This is a genomic window from Mesorhizobium sp. M0074 (assembly GCF_040322975.1).
Classification (GTDB): Bacteria; Pseudomonadota; Alphaproteobacteria; order Rhizobiales; family Rhizobiaceae; genus Mesorhizobium.
The window spans coordinates 36,347-60,183 of the sequence record NZ_JAMYUM010000029.1 but is presented as its reverse complement, the minus strand read 5'-3'; the positions used below and the strand labels follow the sequence as shown (position 1 = coordinate 60,183).

General features: G+C 61.7%; 18 protein-coding genes and 3 pseudogenes. 4 read left to right on the top strand and 17 right to left on the bottom strand.

Features of this window, described 5'->3' with window-relative positions; genetic code table 11:
* Positions 1-24 precede the first annotated feature (24 nt).
* The gene (locus tag NKJ73_RS29860; protein ID WP_352453834.1) at positions 25-309 is read left to right on the top strand and encodes a hypothetical protein; all 285 of its coding nucleotides are present in this window, start codon (positions 25-27) and stop codon (positions 307-309) included.
* A 426-nt stretch (positions 310-735) separates the two neighbouring features.
* On the opposite strand, the gene NKJ73_RS29855 is transcribed toward NKJ73_RS29860, so the two are convergent.
* Both NKJ73_RS29855 and NKJ73_RS29850 read right to left on the bottom strand, forming a co-directional pair.
* Complete coding sequence (locus NKJ73_RS29855; RefSeq protein WP_352572062.1) at positions 736-1,224, bottom strand: RES family NAD+ phosphorylase; 489 nt, start codon at positions 1,222-1,224, stop codon at positions 736-738.
* Between the two features lie 104 nt (positions 1,225-1,328).
* On the bottom strand, positions 1,329-2,039 hold the full coding sequence (locus NKJ73_RS29850; RefSeq protein WP_352453832.1) for an antitoxin Xre/MbcA/ParS-like domain-containing protein: 711 nt from the start codon (positions 2,037-2,039) through the stop codon (positions 1,329-1,331).
* A 309-nt stretch (positions 2,040-2,348) separates the two neighbouring features.
* On the opposite strand from NKJ73_RS29850, the pseudogene NKJ73_RS29845 reads away from it, so the two are divergent.
* Positions 2,349-3,178 (top strand): annotated as a pseudogene (locus tag NKJ73_RS29845) (tyrosine-type recombinase/integrase); the annotation flags it as partial.
* Positions 3,179-3,377: 199 nt separating this feature from the next.
* Here the strand turns inward: NKJ73_RS29845 and NKJ73_RS29840 are convergent.
* The 11 genes and pseudogenes from NKJ73_RS29840 to NKJ73_RS29790 all read right to left on the bottom strand — a co-directional run bounded on the left by NKJ73_RS29840 (position 3,378) and on the right by NKJ73_RS29790 (position 14,782).
* The gene (locus NKJ73_RS29840) at positions 3,378-4,070 is read right to left on the bottom strand and encodes a hypothetical protein (protein ID WP_352572050.1); all 693 of its coding nucleotides are present in this window, start codon (positions 4,068-4,070) and stop codon (positions 3,378-3,380) included.
* A gap of 305 nt (positions 4,071-4,375) precedes the next feature.
* Positions 4,376-4,540 (bottom strand): annotated as a pseudogene (locus NKJ73_RS29835) (cytochrome-c oxidase); the annotation flags it as partial.
* A gap of 355 nt (positions 4,541-4,895) precedes the next feature.
* A pseudogene (locus NKJ73_RS29830) lies at positions 4,896-5,156 on the bottom strand (ABC transporter ATP-binding protein); the annotation flags it as partial.
* A gap of 6 nt (positions 5,157-5,162) precedes the next feature.
* Complete coding sequence (locus tag NKJ73_RS29825; RefSeq protein ID WP_352572049.1) at positions 5,163-6,194, bottom strand: glycosyltransferase family 2 protein; 1,032 nt, start codon at positions 6,192-6,194, stop codon at positions 5,163-5,165.
* 1 nt (position 6,195) lies between these two features.
* Positions 6,196-7,302, bottom strand: coding sequence for a glycosyltransferase family 2 protein (locus NKJ73_RS29820; protein WP_352572048.1), 1,107 nt, complete (start codon positions 7,300-7,302; stop codon positions 6,196-6,198).
* Between the two features lie 2 nt (positions 7,303-7,304).
* Complete coding sequence (locus NKJ73_RS29815) at positions 7,305-8,492, bottom strand: acyltransferase family protein (RefSeq protein ID WP_352572047.1); 1,188 nt, start codon at positions 8,490-8,492, stop codon at positions 7,305-7,307.
* Positions 8,493-9,185: 693 nt separating this feature from the next.
* Complete coding sequence (locus NKJ73_RS29810) at positions 9,186-9,515, bottom strand: hypothetical protein (RefSeq protein ID WP_352572046.1); 330 nt, start codon at positions 9,513-9,515, stop codon at positions 9,186-9,188.
* 926 nt (positions 9,516-10,441) lie between these two features.
* Complete coding sequence (locus tag NKJ73_RS29805; protein WP_352572045.1) at positions 10,442-11,269, bottom strand: ABC transporter permease; 828 nt, start codon at positions 11,267-11,269, stop codon at positions 10,442-10,444.
* A 2-nt stretch (positions 11,270-11,271) separates the two neighbouring features.
* On the bottom strand, positions 11,272-12,552 hold the full coding sequence (locus NKJ73_RS29800; RefSeq protein ID WP_352572044.1) for an ABC transporter permease: 1,281 nt from the start codon (positions 12,550-12,552) through the stop codon (positions 11,272-11,274).
* Positions 12,553-12,557: 5 nt separating this feature from the next.
* Positions 12,558-13,607, bottom strand: a complete 1,050-nt coding sequence (locus NKJ73_RS29795) for an ABC transporter substrate-binding protein (RefSeq protein WP_352572043.1) — start codon at positions 13,605-13,607, stop codon at positions 12,558-12,560.
* Between the two features lie 5 nt (positions 13,608-13,612).
* A complete protein-coding gene (locus NKJ73_RS29790) occupies positions 13,613-14,782 on the bottom strand; it encodes an ABC transporter ATP-binding protein (RefSeq protein ID WP_352572042.1) in 1,170 nt (389 codons plus the stop codon).
* 312 nt (positions 14,783-15,094) lie between these two features.
* Between NKJ73_RS29790 and NKJ73_RS29785 the strand changes: the two genes are divergently transcribed.
* Both NKJ73_RS29785 and NKJ73_RS29780 read left to right on the top strand, forming a co-directional pair.
* Positions 15,095-16,483, top strand: coding sequence for an aminotransferase-like domain-containing protein (locus NKJ73_RS29785; protein WP_352572041.1), 1,389 nt, complete (start codon positions 15,095-15,097; stop codon positions 16,481-16,483).
* Positions 16,484-16,493: 10 nt separating this feature from the next.
* The gene (locus NKJ73_RS29780; RefSeq protein ID WP_352572040.1) at positions 16,494-17,744 is read left to right on the top strand and encodes an NAD(P)/FAD-dependent oxidoreductase; all 1,251 of its coding nucleotides are present in this window, start codon (positions 16,494-16,496) and stop codon (positions 17,742-17,744) included.
* Between the two features lie 333 nt (positions 17,745-18,077).
* On the opposite strand, the gene NKJ73_RS29775 is transcribed toward NKJ73_RS29780, so the two are convergent.
* The 4 genes from NKJ73_RS29775 to NKJ73_RS29760 all read right to left on the bottom strand — a co-directional run bounded on the left by NKJ73_RS29775 (position 18,078) and on the right by NKJ73_RS29760 (position 23,764).
* Positions 18,078-18,842, bottom strand: a complete 765-nt coding sequence (locus NKJ73_RS29775; RefSeq protein WP_352572039.1) for an SDR family oxidoreductase — start codon at positions 18,840-18,842, stop codon at positions 18,078-18,080.
* Between the two features lie 11 nt (positions 18,843-18,853).
* Positions 18,854-19,762 carry an aminotransferase class IV gene (locus NKJ73_RS29770; RefSeq protein WP_352456125.1) on the bottom strand — a complete coding sequence of 303 codons (909 nt, stop codon included), beginning with the start codon at positions 19,760-19,762 and terminating at the stop codon, positions 18,854-18,856.
* A gap of 70 nt (positions 19,763-19,832) precedes the next feature.
* The gene (locus NKJ73_RS29765; RefSeq protein ID WP_352572038.1) at positions 19,833-21,647 is read right to left on the bottom strand and encodes a hydantoinase B/oxoprolinase family protein; all 1,815 of its coding nucleotides are present in this window, start codon (positions 21,645-21,647) and stop codon (positions 19,833-19,835) included.
* 14 nt (positions 21,648-21,661) lie between these two features.
* Positions 21,662-23,764 carry a hydantoinase/oxoprolinase family protein gene (locus NKJ73_RS29760; RefSeq protein ID WP_352572037.1) on the bottom strand — a complete coding sequence of 701 codons (2,103 nt, stop codon included), beginning with the start codon at positions 23,762-23,764 and terminating at the stop codon, positions 21,662-21,664.
* Positions 23,765-23,837 lie beyond the last annotated feature (73 nt).

Sequence of the window (23,837 nt, the reverse complement as noted above, 5' to 3'; positions counted from 1 at the left end):
AGAGGCAAGTGAAGTGGGTATGGCGTGATCGCGGAAGGTGGCCCGGAGCACGGCACCGGCCTCTCCGGAAATCGCTTGCTAGTAGCGCCAACCTTGCTTGAATTCGTCGATGAACCATCGCTCGACGTCGTCCCGCACCGAAGTGCTGCTTCGGAATTTCAAGTGGCCCGGCGACTTCTGCTCAAGCCAAGAAAAGAAATCGGAAAATCTTGGATTCTCTGGCTGATGAGGAAGCCCGCGCTCTTCAGCCCATTTTGTGCAAAAGTAGCGAACACCCTGTTCTGCTTCATCCCTAGTCATGACGGGTGATCACCCAAAGGCAAGTCTTCTGTTCCGACACAAAAGCAAGGCGCCGACGACGCTGGTGCGTTCGAACGGCAGCGTGCTAGCCATCCGCGTCCCGCCGATCAATTTGAGACGGCAATTGAGACCGACAACCCGCCGAGCTTTACGGCCAAAGGAAAGTCGGCGGCCCATCTTTCAATGAGCATTGCCTGAACCCACCGACCTGCGGATTGCCAGTGGCCCCGCGATTCGCAGCTTTGCCGGAACAGAGGCGTGCCGTCTAGCAATGTAGGCGTGTACCGTTCCAGGTGCGGAAGTTTTCGAGACTTCTGCCTTAAACCCTCTCAGTCATTGCTCCAGATGTGATGTTTTCATGCCATCCTGCGTCACGCGCCAGCGCTCGCGTTGCGCAGCACGAGTGATCTAGGTTAGAAATAGCCCGACGGCTCCTTACGAAAGGTCGCCGCGGATAACCCGAACGTTCAGCTGCCTCAACGCCGGCACGAGTTCGGCATGCCGTTCGAGCGCCGTGGCCCGTCGAGCCTTGAGCCTGCCCTCAACGGCGCGGTCGTAGACCGCCACGCATTCCGCTCCGGTCAGCCGCGAATAGTAGAGGATCCCGTCAACTGCGAACCCGTTAAAGAGAGCCTGGCTCAGCTTCCGGCCTTCCTCCTGTTGTTTGGCACGTGCAGCGTCGGTGCTGATCCCAAGCCGCAGCAGGCCGGTGGTCCGGACGTCGATCACCGTCAGGGGCGACGTAGCAGAGACTTCGGACACGGCCCAGCCAGCGATTTCCGAGAGATGCAGCATGCGGTAAGATTTTCCCTCGAACCGGTCGCGAATAATCGTCTCGGCGATCGCCGTCGCCAGGTCGCGAGCAATGTAGAGGACCATGAAGGACCGGTCGGGGCTTGCGAAGCGCGATTGTCCGAACCCCATGCCCAATGGAGTAGCTGCGTACTCCTGTCGCATTGCCCGCAGGTAGTGTTGCGGCTGGAACCTGATTGCCAGGTCCGCGACGACTTCGGCGTCAAGCTCCAGGATCAGCCGAAATCGAACTCGGCGTCAGCGACGACCTCATCGATGCGCCCAGCCTTGAGTCGGTCGAGCGGAGTTTCGCCGGTGTCGCTCACATGCTGCTGGGTCAGCCACAGCCACGTCGCACGAGGATTCCCGATGATCTTCGTGATCCGGGCCATGTCCTCAACAGGACGACCGTCGACGAATTGGGCGAGCGGAAATACGTGCTTCCGCTCGCCCTTGAGCAGTCCGATCACGGCTCCGCGCCTTTGCCAATCGTGCAGGGTCGAACGCTTCGTCCCGAACATCTTTTCGATCTCGCCGGGACCGGCGACAGGACCAGCCCAATCCTCAAGGCGTGTCGGCGTTGCATATTCAGCGAGGCGCAGCCGGCCCTCTTCAAGATCAAAGACCTTCCCGCGGCCTGCGCCCTGGCTGACCTCCACGGGCTTTTCGACCTCTACTGGAGCAAGTATCTTACTGGGTCGGGCGAGCTCCGTAACCACATTCTCCACTGCTCTCGCCAGTGCCTGTTCGTGCGCAGCGATCTGGCGCTGCTCGGCAGGGGACAGACGAGACGTTACCGCCGTCAGGGCGGCGACCGCCTTGCCGGCGGCTTTCAGAGCGGACTTGGATATTCCTGGATGGCGTCGCGACAACACATCGAGAATGTCAGCGACCGTCTCACGATCGACCTTTGCATCTGCGCGAACTGCCGAGTTGCGAGCGTTCATAACGACCACCATTGGCACCATATTTCTCGCCCTAGATAGTACGGATTGTCCGAAATGTCCAGATTGTAGTCTGGCAAATTTGCACCTGTTGCTGGTGATCTGGACCCATTCCGGACCTTCCTGACGCCGGATCGCTTTCCCGAAAGGCGGCGTCCACAGAACCAACGCTCATGACCCGAGGACTAAGCCGCTCGCGCGGCAATGGCGCCTGTGATGAGCGTCCTGCACTTAATCTGGACTCCGTGCATGTGAGGACGGGCCGTTCTGCCTGACGATTGGGATCTTCTCATCATCAGACAGGAGGTTCCCATGAAGGAGGAGAGGACCACCCCGCTGCGCGAGCGCATGATCGAAGATATGCGCGTCCGTGGAATAGGCGACAAAGCCCGGCAAGCCCACATCCGGGCCGTCAAGGATTTCGCCGGTTTTCTGAAGCGATCTCCGGATACCGCCACCCCCGAGGACCTGCGCGCCTACCAGTTGCACATGACCAACGCGGGCATCACGCCGCCAACTTTCAACGCCCGCATCATCGCGCTTCGCTTTTTCTTTGGCACGACCTGCGGCCGCGAGGACATGAAGCGGCATATGCAGTTCCGTCGGCAACCGCAGAAGTTGCCGGTGATCTTGAGCATCGAGGAGGTTTCCAACCTGCTGATGGCGGCCCCGGGCCCGGGCCTGAAGTATCGCGCGGCACTCAGCATCTCTTATGGGGCCGGGCTAAGGACGTCAGAGGTCTGCAATCTCAAGATCGGCGACATCGACAGCGACCGGATGCTGATCCATGTCGAACAAGGCAAGGGGCATAAGGACCGCAAGGTGATGATGTCGCCCGACCTGCTGGATCTCCTGCGCGACTATTGGCGCGAAGCGCGGCCACAAGGTTGGCTGTTTCCCGGTAAACCCAGGATCAACCCGATCTCGCCGCGGCAGCTCAACCGCGCGTTCATGGCGGCCAAGCACATGGCCGGGATCACCAGGCCCGCAACGCTGCACACCTTGCGGCACAGCTTCGCCACGCATCTGCTGGAAGCGAACACCGATGTGCGGGTCATCCAGGTCCTTCTGGGCCGACCACCGCCCGATATACCCATGTCGCCACCAAGACGATCCGCGACACCGTCAGCCCGTTCGACTCGCCGGGCGAATCCATCCACAAACTGCGCAAGCAATGGGAGAAGGTATACACCGCCCCCGGAGGCCTCGAACGCTGGCTCAAACACATGCGGATCGCGGGCATGCCGGAGGAGTGACGGCTGTCGGTGTGGCCCGGTCGGGCGGCACGAGTAATGTCCTGGAAGGCTTTGAACGCGACCGTCGCTGCGCCCAACGCAAATGTCAGGAGTTGGCGCGACCGAGCCAGTCGGCGCATGGGCTGTCGGCGACCAGCTTGCCGAAACGGGTGCGGTTCTCGCCAACTGTATGGCCGTGGAGCATCTCGAGTATTTTCGGACCGTGGCGGTTCACGATGGAGATTCCTGCCAGCAATGCAGGGCGCAGGCGTAAGGACAGGATTGGCGTTCCCGCAGAGGGCATGGATATCCGCCTATCAGAAACGATGTCGTCAAACTCCGGGATTATGGCGCCGAGAACCCTGAAGCGTTCCAGACAAATATCCGAACTTAGGGTCTTCGGTATGCGGCGCATCAGGAGGAGCCGCGCAATATGGATCGGCAATGCCCAGGATCGAAGACGTTTGTCTGAGACATCCTCGATCAACTTCTTGCCATGGAGGGCGGAACTCCAATAGTGGCGGAAAGGGGAGGCGGCGTCTTGCTCGCCGCTATCGCGAAGCCGCGATCCGCAGGAGGAGCAAGTGAGCCACCATCCAAGGAACTGGGTTCGCCTGAACGCCGTAGCGTCCTGCACATCTCGCATGCACTTCGGGCAAAACTGTATCGGTTTGGAGGCGATCAAGCGACGAGATATCGGTGCGACGTTGGCAAAGGTCATTCCGCGCACGAACTTCGCATCAGTTGCGAATATGCGAGCGAGGCGGATCGCCTGCTTGCGGACGCGGGAAGAGATCATCCGCACAACGATCGCGAGCTTCTATCTAAAACGGAACCGGCCGAGTTTTTCGCGGCGAGGGCGCGATGCCCTTCCGGACGCCCGGGCTTGCGATCCACCACCGCTTCATCCCAAAGCTGTTCGTCAACTTCGTCGGGAAATGGATCACTCATCTGAGCTCACGGGGGAAAAAGGTCACGAGACCTGATTCTCACATTAAGTGCCATACGCCAAGCCAGATTACCAAATTAACTGCTAATTCTCAAATTAAGTGCAGGCCTAACTTGCTGGAATCATTGACGAGCGATTCTCATGGTTAAGTGCAAAGCGACAACGGCGGCGAAGACGACGCCGGTGATCCAGAAGGTGATGATGATGGTGTCGTCGATATAGTCCCAGTTCGAGGCAATCGGCGTCCACCACCATGGGCTCAGGAAGTGGAACAACACCGAGCCCACCAGTATCAAAACGAGTACAAGCGCGATGGCCACGTCCCGTTTCCTCCCGGCATTCCAAGGGGCGCGAAGCCGTCCCGGGAAATACCAAGGGCATCATAGCTCGATTTGCGATCGAAATATCGAAATTCTAGAGCCGACTATGTGAGGAGCGAAAATGTCATTTCGGATCTCGTGCGGCTTTGGTGCAGCGATCGAACGATCGACGCATCTCGGTCTTGATATCAACCTTATGCCTTGATGGCTCGGCAGCTGGCCTCTCTGCGCCCCCATTCAGCCGTTGCAACAGAACCGCTGTGCGCGCCCGAAGTCCGTCCGCCGCCGGCTACCGCATAACCGGAAACATCAAAGACCAATTCTCGGCGAGTCTCCAATCCGTGCACCAAAGCCGGATGGCGACCGAAATGACGATCAGCCGGTCGCGCTCGCTCAAGCCCGATCCGACATGCTGGAACACTGCGGAGAAGCCGGCCATTCCGGCGGCATCCCCATGTCCCATGATTATGCCCAGCAAAGGGATGATCAAGCCGATGCCGAACCCTTCGAGGGCGGCGCTGACCAGGCCAAGGACCACCACGGCGGGAAGCAGATGCAGCTGTCTGCCGCCGAGCGCGCGGCGCAGCATCGTCAGGCTTGGCGGTACCAATCGCATCGCCTGTTACCTTGCCTCGGCATTTGCCTGTTGATCCTGCCGCACCGGCCTCGCCTGCGGCGATCTCGCCAGCAAAAGAATCGCAAATCTGGCCGCGCCAAGCAAATTCATAAGGACGATCGGCCAATGCGACAGATTGAGGTCGCGATCGAACGCTGGGCCCGCCGCCAATTCTCGGAAAGCCTCCCTCACGGCCCAGTAGAAATGGCGAAGCAGCCAGGGCGCATGGCGAATGTGCTTCAGGCAAAGCGCGCCATTGCCCAGGCTGTAGTCTCGGTGGAGCTTGTCGATGGATTTGCGGTCGCGCCGGCCGTGATGATGGAAAATCGTCATGTCGGGCACATATTCGACCGGAATACCGAGCAGCATCGCGCGCACAAGGTAATCCGTATCCTCCGCCGACCGCAGCGGGCCGCCGGCGCCAAACCGCCCGTCGAAAGGCCCGATACGGGCCGCGACATCGCGGTGCATGGTCATGTTGCAGCCCAGCACAAAGCCGCCGGGATGGACATCCGGGGTAAGCCGCTCGCGGACCAGCGACCGCTTGATCGTGAACGGCAGATCCCTGGCATCGCCGATCTCGACGCGGCCGCCACGGATGAGCCATTGCTCGCCAGACGCATAGTGCCGCTGCAAATCGCGCAGGTAGTGACCATCGACCCGGCAATCATCATCGACGAAGACCAGCACGCGGCCCCGGGCGCGCGCCAGCCCGGCGTTGCGGGCCGCCGCCAATCCGGGTCGCGGCTCGCGGACAGCCGTCAACGGGATGTCCGAGGTATCGGCGATGCTGGCCAGGCGCTCCGCCGTGCAGTCGGTCGAGCCATTGTCGACAACGACGACCTCGGCAGCGAAAGCGGGATGCGAGCGGCAAGCGGTCTGGATCGACTTGATGCAGGCCTCGAGCACGGCGACGCGGTTGCGTGTGCATACGATGAAGCTGACCTCCCGCGCCGATCGATGCTGCGGCCGGGGGCTGACCGGCGCCGGCACCGGCGCGCGATCGCGCTGAAGGGGTTGGTGGGATCTGACCGTCATTCTAGCTCGACCGATAGGACGCCAGAATCGCCGCGGCCGGCACGGACTGCAAATACCACGACAGCGCGTCCACCTGCCTGGTGGCCGACATCGAGATGAGGCTGAACCACAGCGCGTAGGCGCCGGTACGCAACACATACCGCTCGCGGCGTCGAATGAGTCCCCATTTTGCCGTCCGCATCAGGAATTCGTGTGTCAATTGCGGTTGCATCTCGTCGCCTATGAGCTGGTAGAGGAAATAGAACAGGTTCAGCGCGCCAGCCTCATAGCTCGGCCTCGTTTCCGCCGGCAGTCCGGAGATCCTCCCTTCCAGCGCCAGAAGCCATTCGGCGGCACGGCGCACCGTGTCCATTGAGATGGCATCGCCGATGTCGCGGAGGTCTTGCGTCTCTTGCGTGAGATCTTCTCGCTCGAGGTTCTCGGCCACGATCTTCAAATGCGTCCTGCGCATTTCCCGCTTGTGCCGGTTGGTCACGCTGTCGCCATGGATGCGATAGGCGATCAGGTTTTCGGGGGTCATCGCCGCCGGGTAACGGTCGGCAAGCCGCCTGAAGAGATCGAAATCCTCGGCGTGATTGTAGTTCTCATCGTAATATAGATCATCGTCCTGTATAACTTTCCTGTTATAAACGATCGGAGGATGCGTGAATACCGTAAAGAACATCGACAATATACGCAGCAGATTTTTCTGAAGCATCGGATCAGGCAGGCCTTTGACGATGCGGTTGCCAAGCAGGAAATCGACGCCCGCGCCACACAGAGCGAGGTCGGGCCGCTGGCTGAAGGGTGCGACCTGGCGCGACAGGCGCCAAGGATAGGCGACATCGTCGGCGTCCATCGGGGCGACCAGCTCGCCCTGGGCTATGGTCAGCCCCTCATTGAGCGTTGCGATGAGGCCACGGTTTTCGCGCGAGATGATGAAGACCCGACTGTCGGCCTGGCGGTATGTCTGCAGGATCTGCAGGGAATCGTCCGTCGAGCCGTCGTCGATCGCGATGAGCTCCAGGCGGTCGTAATCCTGCCGCAGAATGCTGCCCAGCGCGGCGGCCAGATAAGGTCCCGCATTGTAGACCGGCAGCAGAACGGACACCAAAGGCGCTGCAGCCATGGTCAGATCCGATCGGTTCGATGGAGATCGCGCATCAAGGGTGGTTTGTGGCCATCGCCAGGATATGCGCCTGCCGTCCGCCCGACCCATCCGCCATCGCTTGTGTTGACGCGTGGCTGGACACCGGCGCGGGCTCCTTTGGCAACATAGGGAAAGTGGCGCTTGAGGCTGTTGAGCGGCTTTTCGAAAACCAGCCACGACACCGAAGCCGGGATGATGGTAGCCGCTCCCGCAACCAGAAATCGCCACGGCCCCTGTTCCGAGACGTTGACGGGGATCCAGGGCTGGGACGTGACAGCGAGCGACAGCACTATGGGGTGGTACAGGTAAACGCCATAGCTGATGCGGCCGAGGGCCAGCAGCGGCGAAAGGTCGAGAAGCCTGCCGATGTGGCCGCCAATGCCGGACGAGCAGCTTGCAACGACGACCACGAGCGGCGCCAGAGGCAGGATCTGCAACAGCAGCCAGCGGCCCCATTCCTGCACGGAATATGCCGGCCCTGGAGACAGCCACTGCAAGACGAAGAACGCAGCCGCGAACGCCGGCCAGCCAAGCCGTAGCCACTGCGGCAATGCGGCGCTTCTGGATGGCCAGGCGGCAAGCAGCGCACCCGATGCCAATGCATCCATCGATGCCGGCGGAAGCAGGTCGCGGGCGAGGGCTGGGGTTCCGGCGATCGGCCAATAGAAGCGGTACGACAACGACAGCAAAATGACACCGATGCAGATCGACTCAAGGCGCCGGCGTGGCACCAACAGAACGATCAGCGGCCAGGCGATATAGAACTGCTCCTCCATGCTCAGGCTCCAGAAATGGCAGAGCACCCAGGGCGTCCATTCATTGCGCAGCGCGTACCAGAAATTCGACAGGTAAAGCGCATGCCAGATCAGCGATCCCCTGGATTGCTCGAGGTCAACCAGCCAGACGAAACCCAGAACGGCAAAATAGGGAGGGAATATCCGCAGCGCCCGCCTGATACAGAAGGATTTCAGCGCGGGGCCGGCTTCGAATTCGGCGGCCGAGCGCGCTTCCAGGAGAAGGCGCGTGATCAGGAAGCCGCTCAGCACGAAGAACAGTCGCACGCCGATGTGACCCCAGAAGGAAGACCCTCCCGCCGCAAAGAAATGCGAATACATCACCATTGTCACGGCGATGGCCCGCAGCGCGTCCAATTGCGTGTCGCGTCTCATCAGCCGCGTCCGCCAGTGGGATGTCTCCGATGAAATCGCCAATTGGTCGATTTCGGCCGAGGGCGACGAGAGGCAACAGGATGGTTCGGAACGGGCGGCCGATGACATTGTTGCCGCTGGTCGCGCTCGCCGCTGCTCACCCCGCGGACAACGGCACCTGCGCAACGTGCTGATCGTTTTCGCTCGAAGTGCTGCGTCTCGCGCGGGCTCCGGAATGTCGGCCGGGGTGACCAAAGGGCTCTCAGCCATCCCCCGCCCGTGGGCTCACCAAATCGCTTTGCGTCAACACCACGCTTCACCGGGCCTCCAGCGAGAATTGCCAAGGAGAGTCTCTTCACGCAATCGAAAGCCCCAGGCGACGATAGGAAAAAAATGGTGCGCCGCAACACAAAATGCTAACGCGTTTGAAACAGTCGCGTGAGGGGCGAGCTGCAAAATGCGCGAAAACTGCCGGAATTCACCCTTTTTGAAGGTTTTGCGTTCGGACCTACCCACCAGCCATGGGCATCGGGCGCCGATGCGCTGCGGTGCAGCATGCCGCCGGAAAATGCCTCCGGCGGTCAATAACAGCCGGTCAAGGTCCTGACCCACGCCACGAAGGCCCCTGAACATTAAAGGGGCCATGATGGCGAGACGCTGTCATACGGACGCGCCAGCATGCGGCTCAGCTGGTGGCCGATCGACGCCTGCGGCTTACCGAATCGGCGTTTCGCCGCGAAACAGCGGCTGGTGCGCCCGCATCAAGGCGGCGATCCGGTCGCCGACTTTTCGTACCGGCGGGGAGTGACGTTCCTCGTGATGGGTGACGATCCATTGTTTCGAGTTCGGGGATAGGCTGAGCGACGCGAACCAGCCGCGGATCGCGCCGGCCTTTCGGTCTTTCCGTGCTTCGTCGGTGACGGCGAACGCGCAAGTTCGACCCTTTGCGGAAATTCGTCGCCTTTGCCGAAACTCACGCCGTTGACCCAAGCCGGTCATTCCCCGGGTTAACATGGACGTCGCGGAACGGCGGAAAGCCGTCATTCAGACAGTTCAGTTAGCGATGGCTTCGGCAGCACTACTTCGGCCAGTGCCGTGCACCGGCACGCTTTTGAGTACGAGCGGTGCTGAGCACTTGAGCACCCAAGCGTTCATAGGAAGGTCGGTTCCTGGCGCGACCACGACTTCGCGGGAACAGGGCGAGCAATTCGAGGGGAGCCTGCCTTGGGGCGCAAAGCATCGCGCCGCGACCTTGTATTCGGTTGGATCCGCAGGGGATCCCGACCATGAAGCAGTCAATGGCTTCGGCAGCAAGGCTCCGAGGCGGCGCGCCCATTCTGCCGACGGCATTGGAGCCATGGAGTTGTTCGGGTCACCGCCACCTCGAATCGCTACGCGTCGACTCGTCGCGACAGTCGATCCGTCGCGGGACGACCATGTCGCGTATTCAGATCGTCTGCCGCAGCGCGACGCCCGCCGGGATTTCGCCGATGGTGACCATGCGCCAAAGGGCGATGAGCAGCTTGCGGGCGAGTGCGACGATCATTGTTGTCTGGCGCGCACCCCTTCGGGCCACCAGTCCGCGATCGGTCAGTTGATGGACCGCGCACCAGCGACCGCACCGGGCTCAATCGAATCGTTCGTTGTTCTGCCCCCAACGGCGCCATCACCCAATGAGTCAGTCGACATCGTGTTGTCGCACCTTGCGTTCCTGACTGCATCTTCTGCGACTTGGAGAGAACGTCGGCACGCGCTATCCGCGGCCAAGGTGGTCCGGCAATTCAGCGGCTGTCGTGGGGCCGAGAGCGGACTTGCAGCTTCTAGCATCCCAAAGCGATGGCAGACATTCAAGCAGGTGGGATTGAAGTCTCAACTGCAAAGGCGAAGATCCCGAACGGACCTTTCAATGACCGCGTCGTGCCCATCCCGTCTCTTCCGACGATCGCCGACCAGGGCGGCAAGGCCATGAGTTACTCGCTCGCGCTTGGCCGACGCTGGCTGTGCCGTGTCAGAAGGGTGGCGACGACCAGGAGCACTATAGAGAGCGCCATCATCAGGGTCGCGGCGGCGGTGATGGCCGGGCTCAGTTTTTCGCGCAAGCCGATGAACATTTCGAGCGGCATGGTGCGTTGATTGGCACTGGCCAGGAACTGCACAACGACGACCTCGTCGAACGAGGTGACGAAAGCAAAAGCGGCCCCGGACAGCACGCCGGGCAAGATCAGCGGCAGCATCACCCTGAAGAATGATGTGATGGGCCTTGCTCCGGAGATGGCGGCAGCGCGCATCAGATTGCGGTCGAAGCCGGTGAGGCTCGCGCCCACCGTGACGACGACGAACGGGCTGGCGAGCGCGGTGTGCGCCAGGATGATCCCGGCATAGGTGCTGGCCAGGCCGACGCGGGCATAGAACAGATACGAGCCGACGGCGGTGATCACCACCGGCACGATCAGCGGCGACAACAGCAGCGGCATGACGATGCGGCGGCCGGGAAACTTTTCGTCGGAAAGCGCAATCGCTGTCAACGTGCCGAGTATCGTGGCGATCAGCGTCGTCCCGAACGCAACGATCAGGCTGTTGCCGATCGCCGATTGCCAGCGTTGGGTGCCGAGCACGACCGCGTACCAGCGCGTCGAAAATCCCTCCAGCGGAAAGATGAAGAAGGCGCCGCTGTTGAACGACAAGGGGACGGGAACGAGGATCGGCATGAGCAGGAACAGGATCACCATGCCGCACCACAGCCAGAGCAGGGTGATGCGGATTCTTTCGCCTGGCGTCGGATAGGGAGACAGCAGCATGGCTACACCAGCTTGAGACGGTCGAGGCCGAGGATGCGGGCAAAGATGCCGAACAGCGCGAGGGTGAAGACGAGCAGGATGAAGCTCAGCGCTGCCGCCATCTCCCAGTTCAGCTCGACATTGACGTAGTTGGCGATGAAATTGCTGATCAGCTGGTCGCTTGCGCCGCCGATGAGCGCCGGCGTGATGTAGTAGCCGAGGCACAGAATGAAGGTGAGCAGGCAACCGGCCATGACGCCCGGAAAAACCTGTGGAAGATAGACGCGGCGGAACGCGGTGAAGGGTTTTGCGCCGAGCGAATAGGCGGCCTTCATCTGCGAGGCCGGGATCGTGCGCATGACGCTATAGATCGGCAGCAGCGTGAACGGCAGCTGGATATGGGTCATGGCGATGATCAGGCCGATGCGGCTGTACATCAGATCAAGCCGGTCGTCGGCAATGCCGAGCCACAACAGCAGGTCGTTGACCAGGCCGAATTTCTGCAGGAGCACGGTCCAGGCCGCGGTTCGCACCAGGATCGACGTCCAGAATGGCAGCAGCACCGCAACGATCAGGATGGCGGCGAGGCCCTTGGGTACCGAGGCGATGAGATAGGCGAGTGGGAAGCCCAGTATCAGCGTGGCCAGCGTCACCGCCGCGGCGACGAAGAATGTGCGCATGAACACCTGCAGGAAGATCGCCTGTTGCGGCGGCACTCTTTCAATGCCTCCATCGGCGTTCCAACGCAGATCGAGCGCGCTGAGCAGGTAGAACGACGTCACGCTATGGGTGCCGCTCTCGATGACCGGCCACGTGCCGGGCGCCGACCAGAACGGCACGGCTTTCATCACCTCCAGCGGCGGCCTGTCGGCAGCCTCAAGTTGGCGTACCGTCTTGAGCACCTGGCTGCGCGCACCGGGCAGGCGGGCGTTGAGGCTCTTGGCGAGTTCATATGCCGTGCCCATGGCCTGATTGTCCCTGAGGTCGGCGGCAAGGGCCAGGAAGGCGGCATCTCCTGGCAATCCCGCGCCGTTCCAGCCGCGCAGCGCCTGGCTGGTCTGCGGCAAGGCATCGGCAATCGTCGGGTCATAGACGGCGCGCGATAGCAGCAAGACGATTGGGATGCCGAAGCTCAGCGCCAGGAGCACAAGCAAAGGCGCCGCCAGCGCCAGCGACCGCAGCCGATCGCCGAACTCGGCGCGCCGAAGTTTTGCCGTGACCGATTTCGCCGCCTTGGCATCGGCGGCCGACCGGTCGCGCGCGATGCGCGGCGGGTCCAGCTTCGTGGGCTCAAGCGCCGTCATTTTTCCTACTGCGCTAGCCAGGCGTTGAAGCGCTTGACCAGATCCTCGCCGTAGTCGCCCCAGAATTCGGTGTCGGCGACCAGATAAGCGCTCATATGGTCGGGCGCGTTCGGCAATTTGGGCAGCGCGTCCGGCGCGACAAAGGAAGCTGCATCGGTGCGCACCGGCCCGTAAGTGATATAGCTGGCGAGCTTGGCGTTGTTTTCCGGCTGGCTGATATAGGCAAGATATTTGTAGGCCAGCTCTGGGTTCTTGGCGCCCTTCGGAATGGCGATCATGTCGTATTCGAGGATCTGGTTGTTCCAGACGATCTTGAATGGCGCCCCGTCCTTGTCGATCGCATTCTGGATACGGCCGTTCCAGGCGGTGGTCATCACCACTTCCTTGGATGCCAGGAGTTGCGGCGGCTGCGCGCCGGCATCCCACCAGACGATGTCTTTCTTGATCGTGTCGAGCTTCTTGAAGGCGCGGTCGACGCCTTCCGGCGTTGCCAACACCTTGTAGACATCGGCCGGCGCGACGCCATCGGCCATCAGCGCCCATTCCAGATTCTGCGCCGGGAACTTGCGCATCGCGCGCTTGCCCGGAAACCTGGTCGTGTCGAAGATATCGAGCACCGACGTCGGCGCCTCTTTCAGCACGTTGGGGTCATAGGCGAGCACGTCGCCATAGGCGTCGAGGCCGACGCCGCAGTCGAGCGCGGAGCCTTCGAGGAATTTTTCGCGCGGCGCGATCTTGGAATAGTCGAGGCGCTCGAGAATGCCGGCGTCGCAACCTTGCAGCACGGTCGCGGTCTCGACCGTCACCAGGTCGATCGGCACGTTGCCGGTGTCGACCATGGCTTTGACCTTGCCGAGATCGCCAAGATATTCCTGCTCGACGATCTTGGCACCGGTCTCCTTGCTGAACGGCTCGAACCATGCCTTGCGCTGGGCATCCTGCCAGGCGCCGCCGCTGGCCATGATCGAAAGCTCGTCGGCGAAGGCGACATGTCCTGAGGTGATGAATGCTGTGGCTGCCGCAAAGGCGAACAGCCGTGCTTTGGTGATTTTCATTGTTGTTATTCCCCTGTTTTCGAGATGGAACCACCCGTTCCGGCATCTGCCGGAAAGGCGCGGCAGTCGTTGGGCGCGCAGGAAACCGTGACCGGTTCCCCGTTGCCCATGGTCGCTTCGGGCCCGACCTTGACGGTCAGCACCTGTCCGTTTTCCAGCCGGGCCAAAAGACGCTGGTGGTCGCCGAGATAGATGCGGCCTTCGACCGTGGCGGCCAGCCCATTTGCTCCGTTCGAGGCGGGCGCAAGCTTCAGCCGCTCCGGCCGAATGGCGACATGGCAGGCTGCGCCCTCCGCAACGCCGACGGCGAGCGCCGTGACCGAACCGCCGCCGTCCAGCGCGACGCGGCACTCCCTGCCGGAGACGCGCTCGACCTTGCCGAGCAGGGTGTTGTTCTCGCCGATGAAGCTCGCGACGAACGAAGTTTGCGGCGCGTTGTAGAGATCATCCGGCGAACCGAGCTGGGCAATCCCGCCATTGTTGAAAACGGCGACGCGGTCCGACATCGTCAGCGCCTCGCTCTGGTCGTGCGTCACATAGACGATGGTGACGCCGAGCATCGTGTGCAGCTGCTTGATCTCGAGCTGCATGTGCTCGCGCAGCTTTTTGTCGAGCGCGCCGAGCGGCTCGTCCATCAGCACCAGGCTTGGCTCGAACACCAGCGCGCGGGCAAGCGCGACACGCTGCTGCTGGCCACCGGAAAGCTGTGCCGGCCGCCGGTCGCCGAACTGCCGCAGCCGCACCATGTCGAGCGCGCGGCCGACGCGGGCTGCGACGTCCGTCTTGGTGATCTTGCGGACGGAGAGCGGGAAGGCGACGTTCTCCTCGACGTTCATGTGCGGAAACAGCGCGTAGTTCTGGAACACCATGCCGATGTTGCGTTGATACGGCGGCAGCCTGTCGACCGACCGGCCTTCAAGCGTGATGACGCCGCTGGTCGGCCGTTCGAAACCGGCAAGCATGTTGAGCGTCGTCGTCTTGCCCGAGCCGGAGGGGCCGAGAAGCGTGAGGAACTCGCCGCGCGCCACGCCAAGGTTCAGCCGCGATACCGCGAACGTGCGCCCGTCATAGGATTTCTCGACATCGATGAATTCGACAAATCCATGGCTGCCGGCATCGGCTGCCCCTGCAGGCTCGGCACTGTCGCATGACAAGGCTGTCGCTTCGGCGGTCACGGACGCAAGTCCGTCGAGCCGCGGCAGAGGCTGCTTGTCGAAACCAGGTGGTGCTTGCCGTGCATGTGTCGGTCTCGCATGACGCTGCCGCACAATGGCGGCAAACCAAACTTGTATGCTCACACAATCGATCGCTAAAGAACCATAGATGCAGACAAGTTTGGCCGTCAAGCAGCTTTCTCCGGAGTTGTGTGAGATTTTTCGAGCTGGATTTTGAAAATACCTGCCGGACAAGTGCTATTGTCTGGAGCATTGTATTATGCTAGATGCGCCGGTAGCCAGAGCGTCAACACATCGAATCCGCCAATCCGCATGCTTCAGGACCTGCAACTCGCCTCGGATGAAGGCCCGGTCTACCGGCGCCTTGCCGACGCTATTGCCGAACGGATCACGGCCGGCACACTTGCAGTTGGAGACCGGCTGCCGCCGCAGCGCGAGATTGCCCGCGCACTGGGCATCAATGTCACCACGGTGACGCGCGCGCTGTCGACGCTCCAGCAGCGCGGCCTGCTCGAAGCGCGGCCCGGACGCGGCACAACGGTCGCGGCCCGGAATGGCGGCGAAAGGCCAGGTTTCGTGTCAGCGCCGAGCGACGACACCGGCGTCATCGATCTTTCCGTCAACAGACCTGCGACCTCGGCCTATCTCGATGCGCTTGGGCTGCTGCTGCCGCGCCTGTCGAAGGACCGGCACTATGCCACGCTTCAGGACTATCATCCGCCCGAGGGGCCGCTTTGGGCGAGGATGGCAATCGCCGAATGGATGCGGCCGGTGGCGGGAGAAGGCGATCCCGGCCGCGTGGTGATGGCGGCGGGCGCCCAGCATGGGCTGGATTGCGTGCTTGGCGCGGTGACCAGGCAGGGCGAGGTCGTGCTCGCCGACGAAGTGACCTATCAGGGCATCAACGCGCTATGCCGGGTGCATGGGCTCGACCTCAGAGGCGTCGCGATGGACCGTGGCGGCATGCGGGCCGACGGGTTCGATGCGGCCTGCGCGCAGCTCCGCCCACGCGCGGTCTTCCTGGTGCCGACCCTGCACAACCCGACGACCATCACGCTATCCGAGGAGCGCCGGCACGAGCTGGTAGCTGTCGCCCGCCGCCACAACGTCCTCATCATCGAGGATGAGGTCTACCGCCCCCTGGCAGACAATCCGCCGCCATCGCTTGCTAGCCTCGAGCCCGAACTGACGATCCATATCGGCGCCATGTCGAAATGCCTTGCCCCAGGGCTGCGCCTCGGTTTTGTGATCGCGCCACGCGCCGTAGCCGGCCAGGTCGCAGCGGCGTTGCGCATCAACTGCTGGAGCATCAGTCCCTTGACGGCGCTGATCGGCGCGCGGCTGATAGAAGAGGGCCTGGCGGCGCGCATCATAGAAACGCAGAAGCAGGAGCTGCGCCAGCGCCAGGCCATCCTCACCGAAATCCTCGGCCGCTACGATGTCCAGAACCACCCAACCTCGACCCACGCCTGGCTGCGCCTTCCGGAGCCGTGGCGGGGTGCGGGTTTCGCTCGCACCTGCCTGGAACGTGGCGTTGCCGTGCTCCCGGGTGATGCCTTCGCCGTTGGGCGCGAGCCGGTACAGCACGGCGTGCGCATCAATGTCGGCGCCGCGCGCTCGCTCGACGATCTGCGCACGGCCCTGAACTCGATGGCCGAACTGTTATCTGCCGGCCATCTTCAATTGCCTGGCTTCGTCTAGGAATTTAAAGATGGCAGCGTCCGAAACGGTCGAAATCGCCATCGTCGGTGCCGGCGTTGTCGGACTGGCAACTGCACTCCGGCTCGCAGCTGAGGGTTGCGAAGTCCTGCTCATCGACCCCAACGAGCCGGGCTCCGGCGCCTCGTTCGGCAATGCCGGAACGATTGCCGAATATGCCTGCATGCCGGTCGGCAATCCGGCTCTGCTGCGCGCGCTGCCAAAGCTGCTTCTCGATCCCGACAGCCCGTTTTCGCTGCGCTGGCCGGCCCTGTTCCAGTTGGCGCCGTGGCTGGTCAGCTTTGTCAGACAATCGTTGCCGGCGGCCACTCGTGCCAATGCGCTGGCGCTGGCCGGACTGCTGGCTGACGCCTTGCCGGCCTGGGAGGAAATGGCAAAAGAAGCCGACATGGCCGACCTGCTGCGCCGCAATGGCTGTCTGTACCTCTATCGCGGCGAAAGCGATTTTGCCGCCGCCGCCGGAGGCAGGGCGCTGCGCGCCGGGTTTGGTGTCCATCAGGAGGTGCTGACGCCGCAAGAGGTAGCAGCACTTGAGCCGGGCCTGGCGGCGACCGGGACGTGTGGCTTGTATTTTCCAAACTCGATTAACGTCACCGATCCGGCAACGGTGATGCGGCTGCTGCTCGGTGCGGCAATCGCCCGTGGCGCGTCGGCGCGGCAAGCTGATGTTACCGGGCTGCAGGTTGAGACCGGCAGTGTTCGGCTCAGTGGCTCGGGTTTTCAGATCAAGGCGGGCACGGTGGTGATCGCCACAGGCGCAAGGTCGCGGCCACTGGCCGCACAGGCCGGCGACCGGATTCCGCTTGAGACCGAGCGCGGCTATCACCTGGAATTCCCGACCGACGCGCCGCTGCTCAACCGGCCAGTCTGTCCCGTCGATCTCGGTTTCTACATGACGCCGATGGCCGGCCGGCTGCGTGTCGCCGGAACCGTCGAACTCGGCGGCCTTGCCGCGCCGCCCAATCCGCGCCGGCTGGCGCTGCTTGATCGCGGTGTCAGGCAGTTCTTTCCCAAACTCGGCAAGCCTTCTTCCGAATGGCTCGGCTTCCGGCCCTCACTGCCCGATTCGCGGCCGGTCATCGGCCGCTCGCGCGGCAGCGCAAGAGTGATTCATGCCTTCGGCCACGGCCATCTCGGCCTGACGCTGGCGCCGATCACGGCGCGCCTGATCGCCGACCTCATTGCCGGACGTGGCGATCTCGCGCGCATAGCTCCCTTTGCGGTGGACAGGTTCGGCGCCTGAAGTCCACGCGGTCTGCGAAAAGGCAACGTCGCTCGGGTTTGGAGGTGGGAGAGTGAATTTTCTGCCTTGGCAATGGCATGATAGGCAAGGGGATTGATTGATCGCCAGTCGTCGTCGCTGGAGCCTGGAAAGTGCTTGCTGTCGCTGCGACACGCCCGCTTTGAACGTCGCGGCTGTAGGTCGCCAGAGCAGCCTCATGTGATAACAATGACCCTCACGAAGGATAGCACACTGAGTTCCGTCGAGAGTGTTTCCTGCATGAGAATCCGCGTCCACATGGATGATGGAGAAGCGAAGGAAAAAACATGCTCGCGCTGGGGCAGCGCCAGGCGTTCACACCGTCACTGTGATGCCGCCGTCCACGTAGAGCGTGTGGCCGTTGACGAATGAAGAGGCGTCGCTGGCAAGAAACACTGCAGCCCCGATGAGTTCTTCAACATTGCCCCATCGACCGGCCGGCGTGCGCCGTTCCAGCCACGTGGAGAACTCGCGGTCCCGAACGAGTGCCTCGTTGAGCGGCGTCTTGAAATAGCCTGGCGCGATGGCATTGACCTGCAAACCATGCTTTGCCCAATCCGCACACATGCCTCTGGTCAGGTTTCTAACCGCCCCTTTTGTCGCCGTGTAGGGCGCGATGCCCGGACGAGCCAATTCGCTCTGAACAGAGCCGATGTTGATGATCTTCCCGCGGCCGCGGCTAATCATGCCTTTGGCCACGGCTTTGCTCATATAGAAAATGCTGGAGAGATTGGTTCGAAGAAGATCGTCCCACTTGTGTTCCGGAAAATTCTCCAATGCTGATCGATGCTGCATACCGGCATTGTTGATAAGAATGTCGATCGGACCGATCGAGGTCTCAACCCACTCGACCCCTCGTTGCGCCGACAGGGCGTCTGTGACGTCGAAGGCTGCGACCTTTACCGACAGACCTTTTTTGACCAGATCGGTGGCGGCTTCCTTCAACAGCTGTTCACGGCGACCGTTCAGGACAACCAGGGCACCACACTCGGCCAGACCACGGGCAAGCGCCAGGCCAATGCCCTGGCCCGAGCCCGTAACCAGCGCAACCTTACCGCTGAGGTCGAAAAGCCATCGCATCTGCATTTCGATTAGGAAGCGTAAGACACTGGCGTCGCATGCCAGCCGTCCTTCCGCTTCTCCCAAAAGGCTGTTCTCAGCCGCGCGGAAATCGGACCCGGTCGGTCGTTCCCCAAGATCCTTTTTCCAAGACGGCTTACCGGCATAATGCCGCCAGCCGTAGTCGAGAAAAAGATTTCGTCGGCCGCTTCGAATTCGTCGCGGGAGATATCCCGGACCTCACAGCGAATTCCAAACTCGTCGCAGAGTTCCAGCACTGTTCTTCGGGTCATACCTTCGAGCGCACCGCGTTTCGGCGTGATGACCTTGCCATCGATGACGGCGAAGACATTGAAGCCCGGTCCTTCCGTCACGTTTCCATCGCGATCCAGCAAAATGCAGGTTTCGGCGCCTTGATCGTGCGCCTCGAAATTCCCGCGCGTCAGGTCGCCCCAGTGGAAATTCTTGATCGTCGGGTCGAGTGATTCCGGCGCAATCCGTTGAGGGGACGCGATCATTGCGTGCACGCCGCGCTCCTGCTGCTCGGGGGTGAACACCCACACCCAAGGCATGACATGGCAAATCAAATAACTGCGGCCGTTTATGGGATGAAGCGGCACGCCGCGCGGTGGGCGGGAGCGGACACAGTCCATCGCCACATAGGCTTCGCGCAAGCCGGTGCGCCGCACCAGTTCGCCGAGAATATTTTTGATCTCTTCGTCGCTTTCCTTCGGGTTCATCCGCAATTTCGTCATCGAGCTGCGAAAGCGTTTGACATGGTCGTCAAGCCGGAAGAATGCGCCGTAGTAGACGCCCGCGACATCGTAGGTAACGTCGGACCGGCGGTAGCCCCATTCGGTGATACCGAGCTTGGCATCCTTGAGAGGCATGAATTCACCATCAATGTAGGCCGCGCCAGCGGACCAATCGACGTCTGTCATCGTAGTTCTCCTTGATCTGAATCGTGCCCGCTGTCGGGCAACCTGACAAAACATCCGCGTATTGGCCGGGCTAAACGGCCGCCGCCAGTTCGCTCCGGCCGGCGCGCAGGATGCGTGTTTGGACGATGTCCAATTCAAGATTGTCGTCTGCAGGAGACCCCTTGACCACAACTCCGTAGACGTCTCTTGCGCGCTGCACGCTGATCCACCCTTCGGCAAGGTCGTGCAGCACCCGTGCCGGATCGCGTTCGCCGGGTGAACCATATCCACCGCCGCCTGCCGAGTGAGAGATCATGTGCTCGCCTGGCTGCAGAGTGGCCCCGTAGCAGGGGGGAAGATCGACGACCGAGCCATCGGCCTTACGCATTGCCGCCCTGGACACACCGCCGGCGCCACCGCCGCGAGCGCCTGCGGCAGGCGTGATGGTACCATCGGCGGTGTAGAGGACGGTCAGGGAGTTTCCGCCCCACGGCCCGTACTCGCTATAGACCGACGGCGCGCCGCGAAACGTGCCTGCCCCCTCGGTATCGTCGAGGATATGGCGATCGTGGACGATGATTGGATGATGGAGCTCGTCGACTTCAACGCTGTCGATATGGCACATCCCCGCATTGCCGGCATGGATCATGGTGAGGAAGCCGTCGGTGACCGGCGTGCCGGCGCCACCACTGATGCCGATGTGGACCTGATTGATGAAGGGCTCGTCATTGTTGTAGGGATCGCGCCCGGAGATGACACCCATTCCTGGAGGCTGGATCGGCCCGGTCGCTGCTTGCCCAAAGCCGGGCGAAAGCTCCGCTATCGCGCGCTGCACCGGATTGGTGACGTGGTCGGCGAGATTGGTCGTCGCCACCGAGCACGAGGCCGGGTGCCTCGGAATGCCGACGCAGCAGTTTTCGCGAAGCCGAATCTCAATGCGCCGAAAGCTGCCCGCATTGGCAGTAACATGGTGATCGAGGATGCCGTTGAAAATCCCGATCATCGCCGCGCTTTTGGCGGTTGCCTCCGTAAGATTGAGGCCACAGGGCTGGCAATCGGGGTTGTGGCGCAGATCGACGATGATCCTGGCCTGGGCCGCATCGACTTCAACGTCAACCTTGACCGGAATGCCGTCCGGGATGCCGGGGAACGGGTCGTGAGCGGACTCCAGAACGATACGTCCTGAAGACAACCTCCTGATTGCCTCAATCATCTTTTGTTCGGAATAGTCGAACCAGCGGTCGGCGTAGCCTTCAAGCATGTGCCAGCCGATCTCTCGGCCGAGGTTGAGCAGTTCGCGTTCGCCGATGCGGACAGATCCCAGGCTTGCGAGAAAATCACCCCACCATTGGTCCGGAACCCGGATACGGGCCTGGCACATGCGCACGATGTCGTGGTTGGTCTCGTAGTGTTCCTGAATCTTCGTCGCCGAAAAGATCAGGGCGCCCTCTTCGTACAAATCCTTCACATCGGCGAGATAGCTGGAAGGACGGGAATTGCCGCAGTCCGCCTGATGTGCCTTGGCCAGGACGAAGAAGCGCAGGATGCCTTCATCATCGATAACCGGGACGATCATGCAGTGGTCGGCCGCGTGGGAGTTTCCCTCATAGGGGCTGTTGTGGAGGAAGCAGTCGCCACGCTTGAGCACCGGATGGTGTTTGAGCACCGCCTGGCACATCAAGTCAGGGCCGATGAGCGTGTGGTTCGGCAGACTTTCAGCCGCCGCCAGCAGCTTGCAGTCAGCAGTCAGAACAACACATGAGAAATCATGGGCCGTGTTGAGGATTCCGGAGCGGGCGGTTCGGAAAAGAGTATTCTGCATCTTGCGGGCAATGGTCTCCATACGGCTGGAAATCATCGCCGTCTGAACGCCGTCCGGCGCCTTCTTTAAAATCTGCTCAGACATGGGTACGCGCCTCCTTAGAACGTCACACGCAGGCCACCGCTGGCCGTGCGTTCTGTGACTGTGCCCGGATCGACCACGACGGTCGTGAATGATGATTCGATGATGGCGGGCCCGGCAACTGGTTCGCCCGGCTGCATGGCTTCGTAGCGATGAACCGAGACGTCGCTCCAGCCGAGTTCAGAGAAGTAGACCGGTCGTCTTGCGCGACCGCCGGCAAAATCGCCTTCAGGAGGGAGCGTGCCGGTGGCCCGATCGGTCAGTCTGCATCTGACCTTGGCGCGCCACGTCACGAATTCGACATTGGAATTGCGGTCGCTGATCTCGAAAATACGCTGGTGGGTGTCATGGAAGGCATCCGTGACCTGCTTCAAATCGCCTTCGCTCGTCACCTGATCAAGCGGGAGAGGAACGTCGATTTCCCAGATCTGATGCGGATACCGCGCCTCTACGGAATACTCGATGTGGCAGTCGAGAGCTCCGGCGCCGGGCCCTTCCGCGAACTCAAGGCATCGCTTCCTCAGCTCTGCCAGAACCTCGTTGATCTTGTCGCCCGCAAATCTGTCGCTGGTTGTAAACTGCAGTTGCGCATAGTCCGACGAAAGCTCCGACATTAGGGCCCCGGCCGCGCTCATCACGGCACCTGCTTCGGGGATCAGCACTCCAGCGCATTGAAGGCGCCTGGCAACTGCGACTGCATTAAGTCCGGCGGCGCCGCCGCCGCCGATCATCACGGCCGAGGTGGGATCAATGCCCTGGTTGACCGTGATCTCCTCGATCGCTCCGACCATCTTTTCGGTTGAAAGCCTCAACACAGCGGCAGCGGCTTCCTCAACCTTGATGCCGAGCGGTTCGGCGACTTTCAGGCGCAATTGCAGGGTCGCGCCCTCCCGGTCGAGGATCATGGCGCCGCCCAAGAAGAAGTCCGGATCGATATAGCCGAGGATTAAGGCGCAGTCCGTGACAGTGGGCTCGATTCCTCCGCGGCCGTAAGCGACCGGCCCCGGCGTCGAGCCCGCGCTCTGCGGACCGACCTGCAAAATTCCGCCATTGTCGACCCATGCGATCGAGCCGCCTCCGGCGCCGATGCTCTTGATATCGACAGATGGAAAGCCGGTCATATGGCCGCGCGTGCGCTGGCCAATCCATGTTTCGCGGCTCCAGGGGATGCGCCCGTCACGCACCAGGCTGACATCAAAGGTGGTTCCACCAGTGTCCGCGACAATCGCGATGGCGTTGCCAAAATCGCGCTCTGCGTAGTAGCGGCCGGCGACGGGCGCCATCGCCGGTCCCGAATTGATCGAGTGGATCGGAGCGCGTGCAACTGCCGACGCATCCATGATGCCGCCACTTGAAGTAACCATCAGTGTGCGGCCGTTGAAACCAGCGTCCTGCAGCCTGTTGGTCAAGCCATCAAGATACTTGAACATCAGCGGTTTCAGCGAGGCGTCGATGACGGTCGCGGAAGCTCGACGGTATTCGCGCAGGGTTGGATTGAGCTGGTGCGAGAGCGTGTATGGAACATTCGGCAGATGCTCGTTCAGAAGTTCTCCGATATGTCGCTCGTGGGCCGAGTTGACGACGGACCACAGAAGGCAAACGCCAACGGCTTCTATTTTCAGCGACTGCAGTTTTTTGATTGTCGCGATGAAGTCGGTTTCGTCCAGTTCCTCGACGATATTGCCGCGAGCATCGACGCGCTCATCCGCTTCGAACGTATACCGCCGAGGCACGTAGGGTTCAGGGTAGGCGACCGTGAAGTTGAACGGCTCAATGCGCCCGCCCTCGCGCATGACCAGGATATCACGATGACCTTTGGTCGTGATAAAGGCTGTTTTCGCCGTCTTCCCGGTGATGATCGCGTTGATGGCCCGGGTGGTGCCGTGCACGAACATGGCGCCGCGGCTCAGGAAATCTCCGAGTTCTAGTCGATAGTGCCTGGCTGCGAGATCCAAGGCATCGAGCACGCCGCGCACCGGGTCATCAGGCGTCGTCGACGCTTTGAACAGCCTGATCTCGTTGCCATCTTCAACGACAAGGTCGGTGAAAGTACCACCGGTGTCGCACGCCATCCTGATATGATTTGCGCTTGGTTTGATCTGGGTGGCGTGGGTATTCATAAGGCAAGCCTCTTTCGTGCCAGCGCGGATGTATCCGGCCGGATATCCTGGGGTTGTCGGAAGAAGGGCGCTG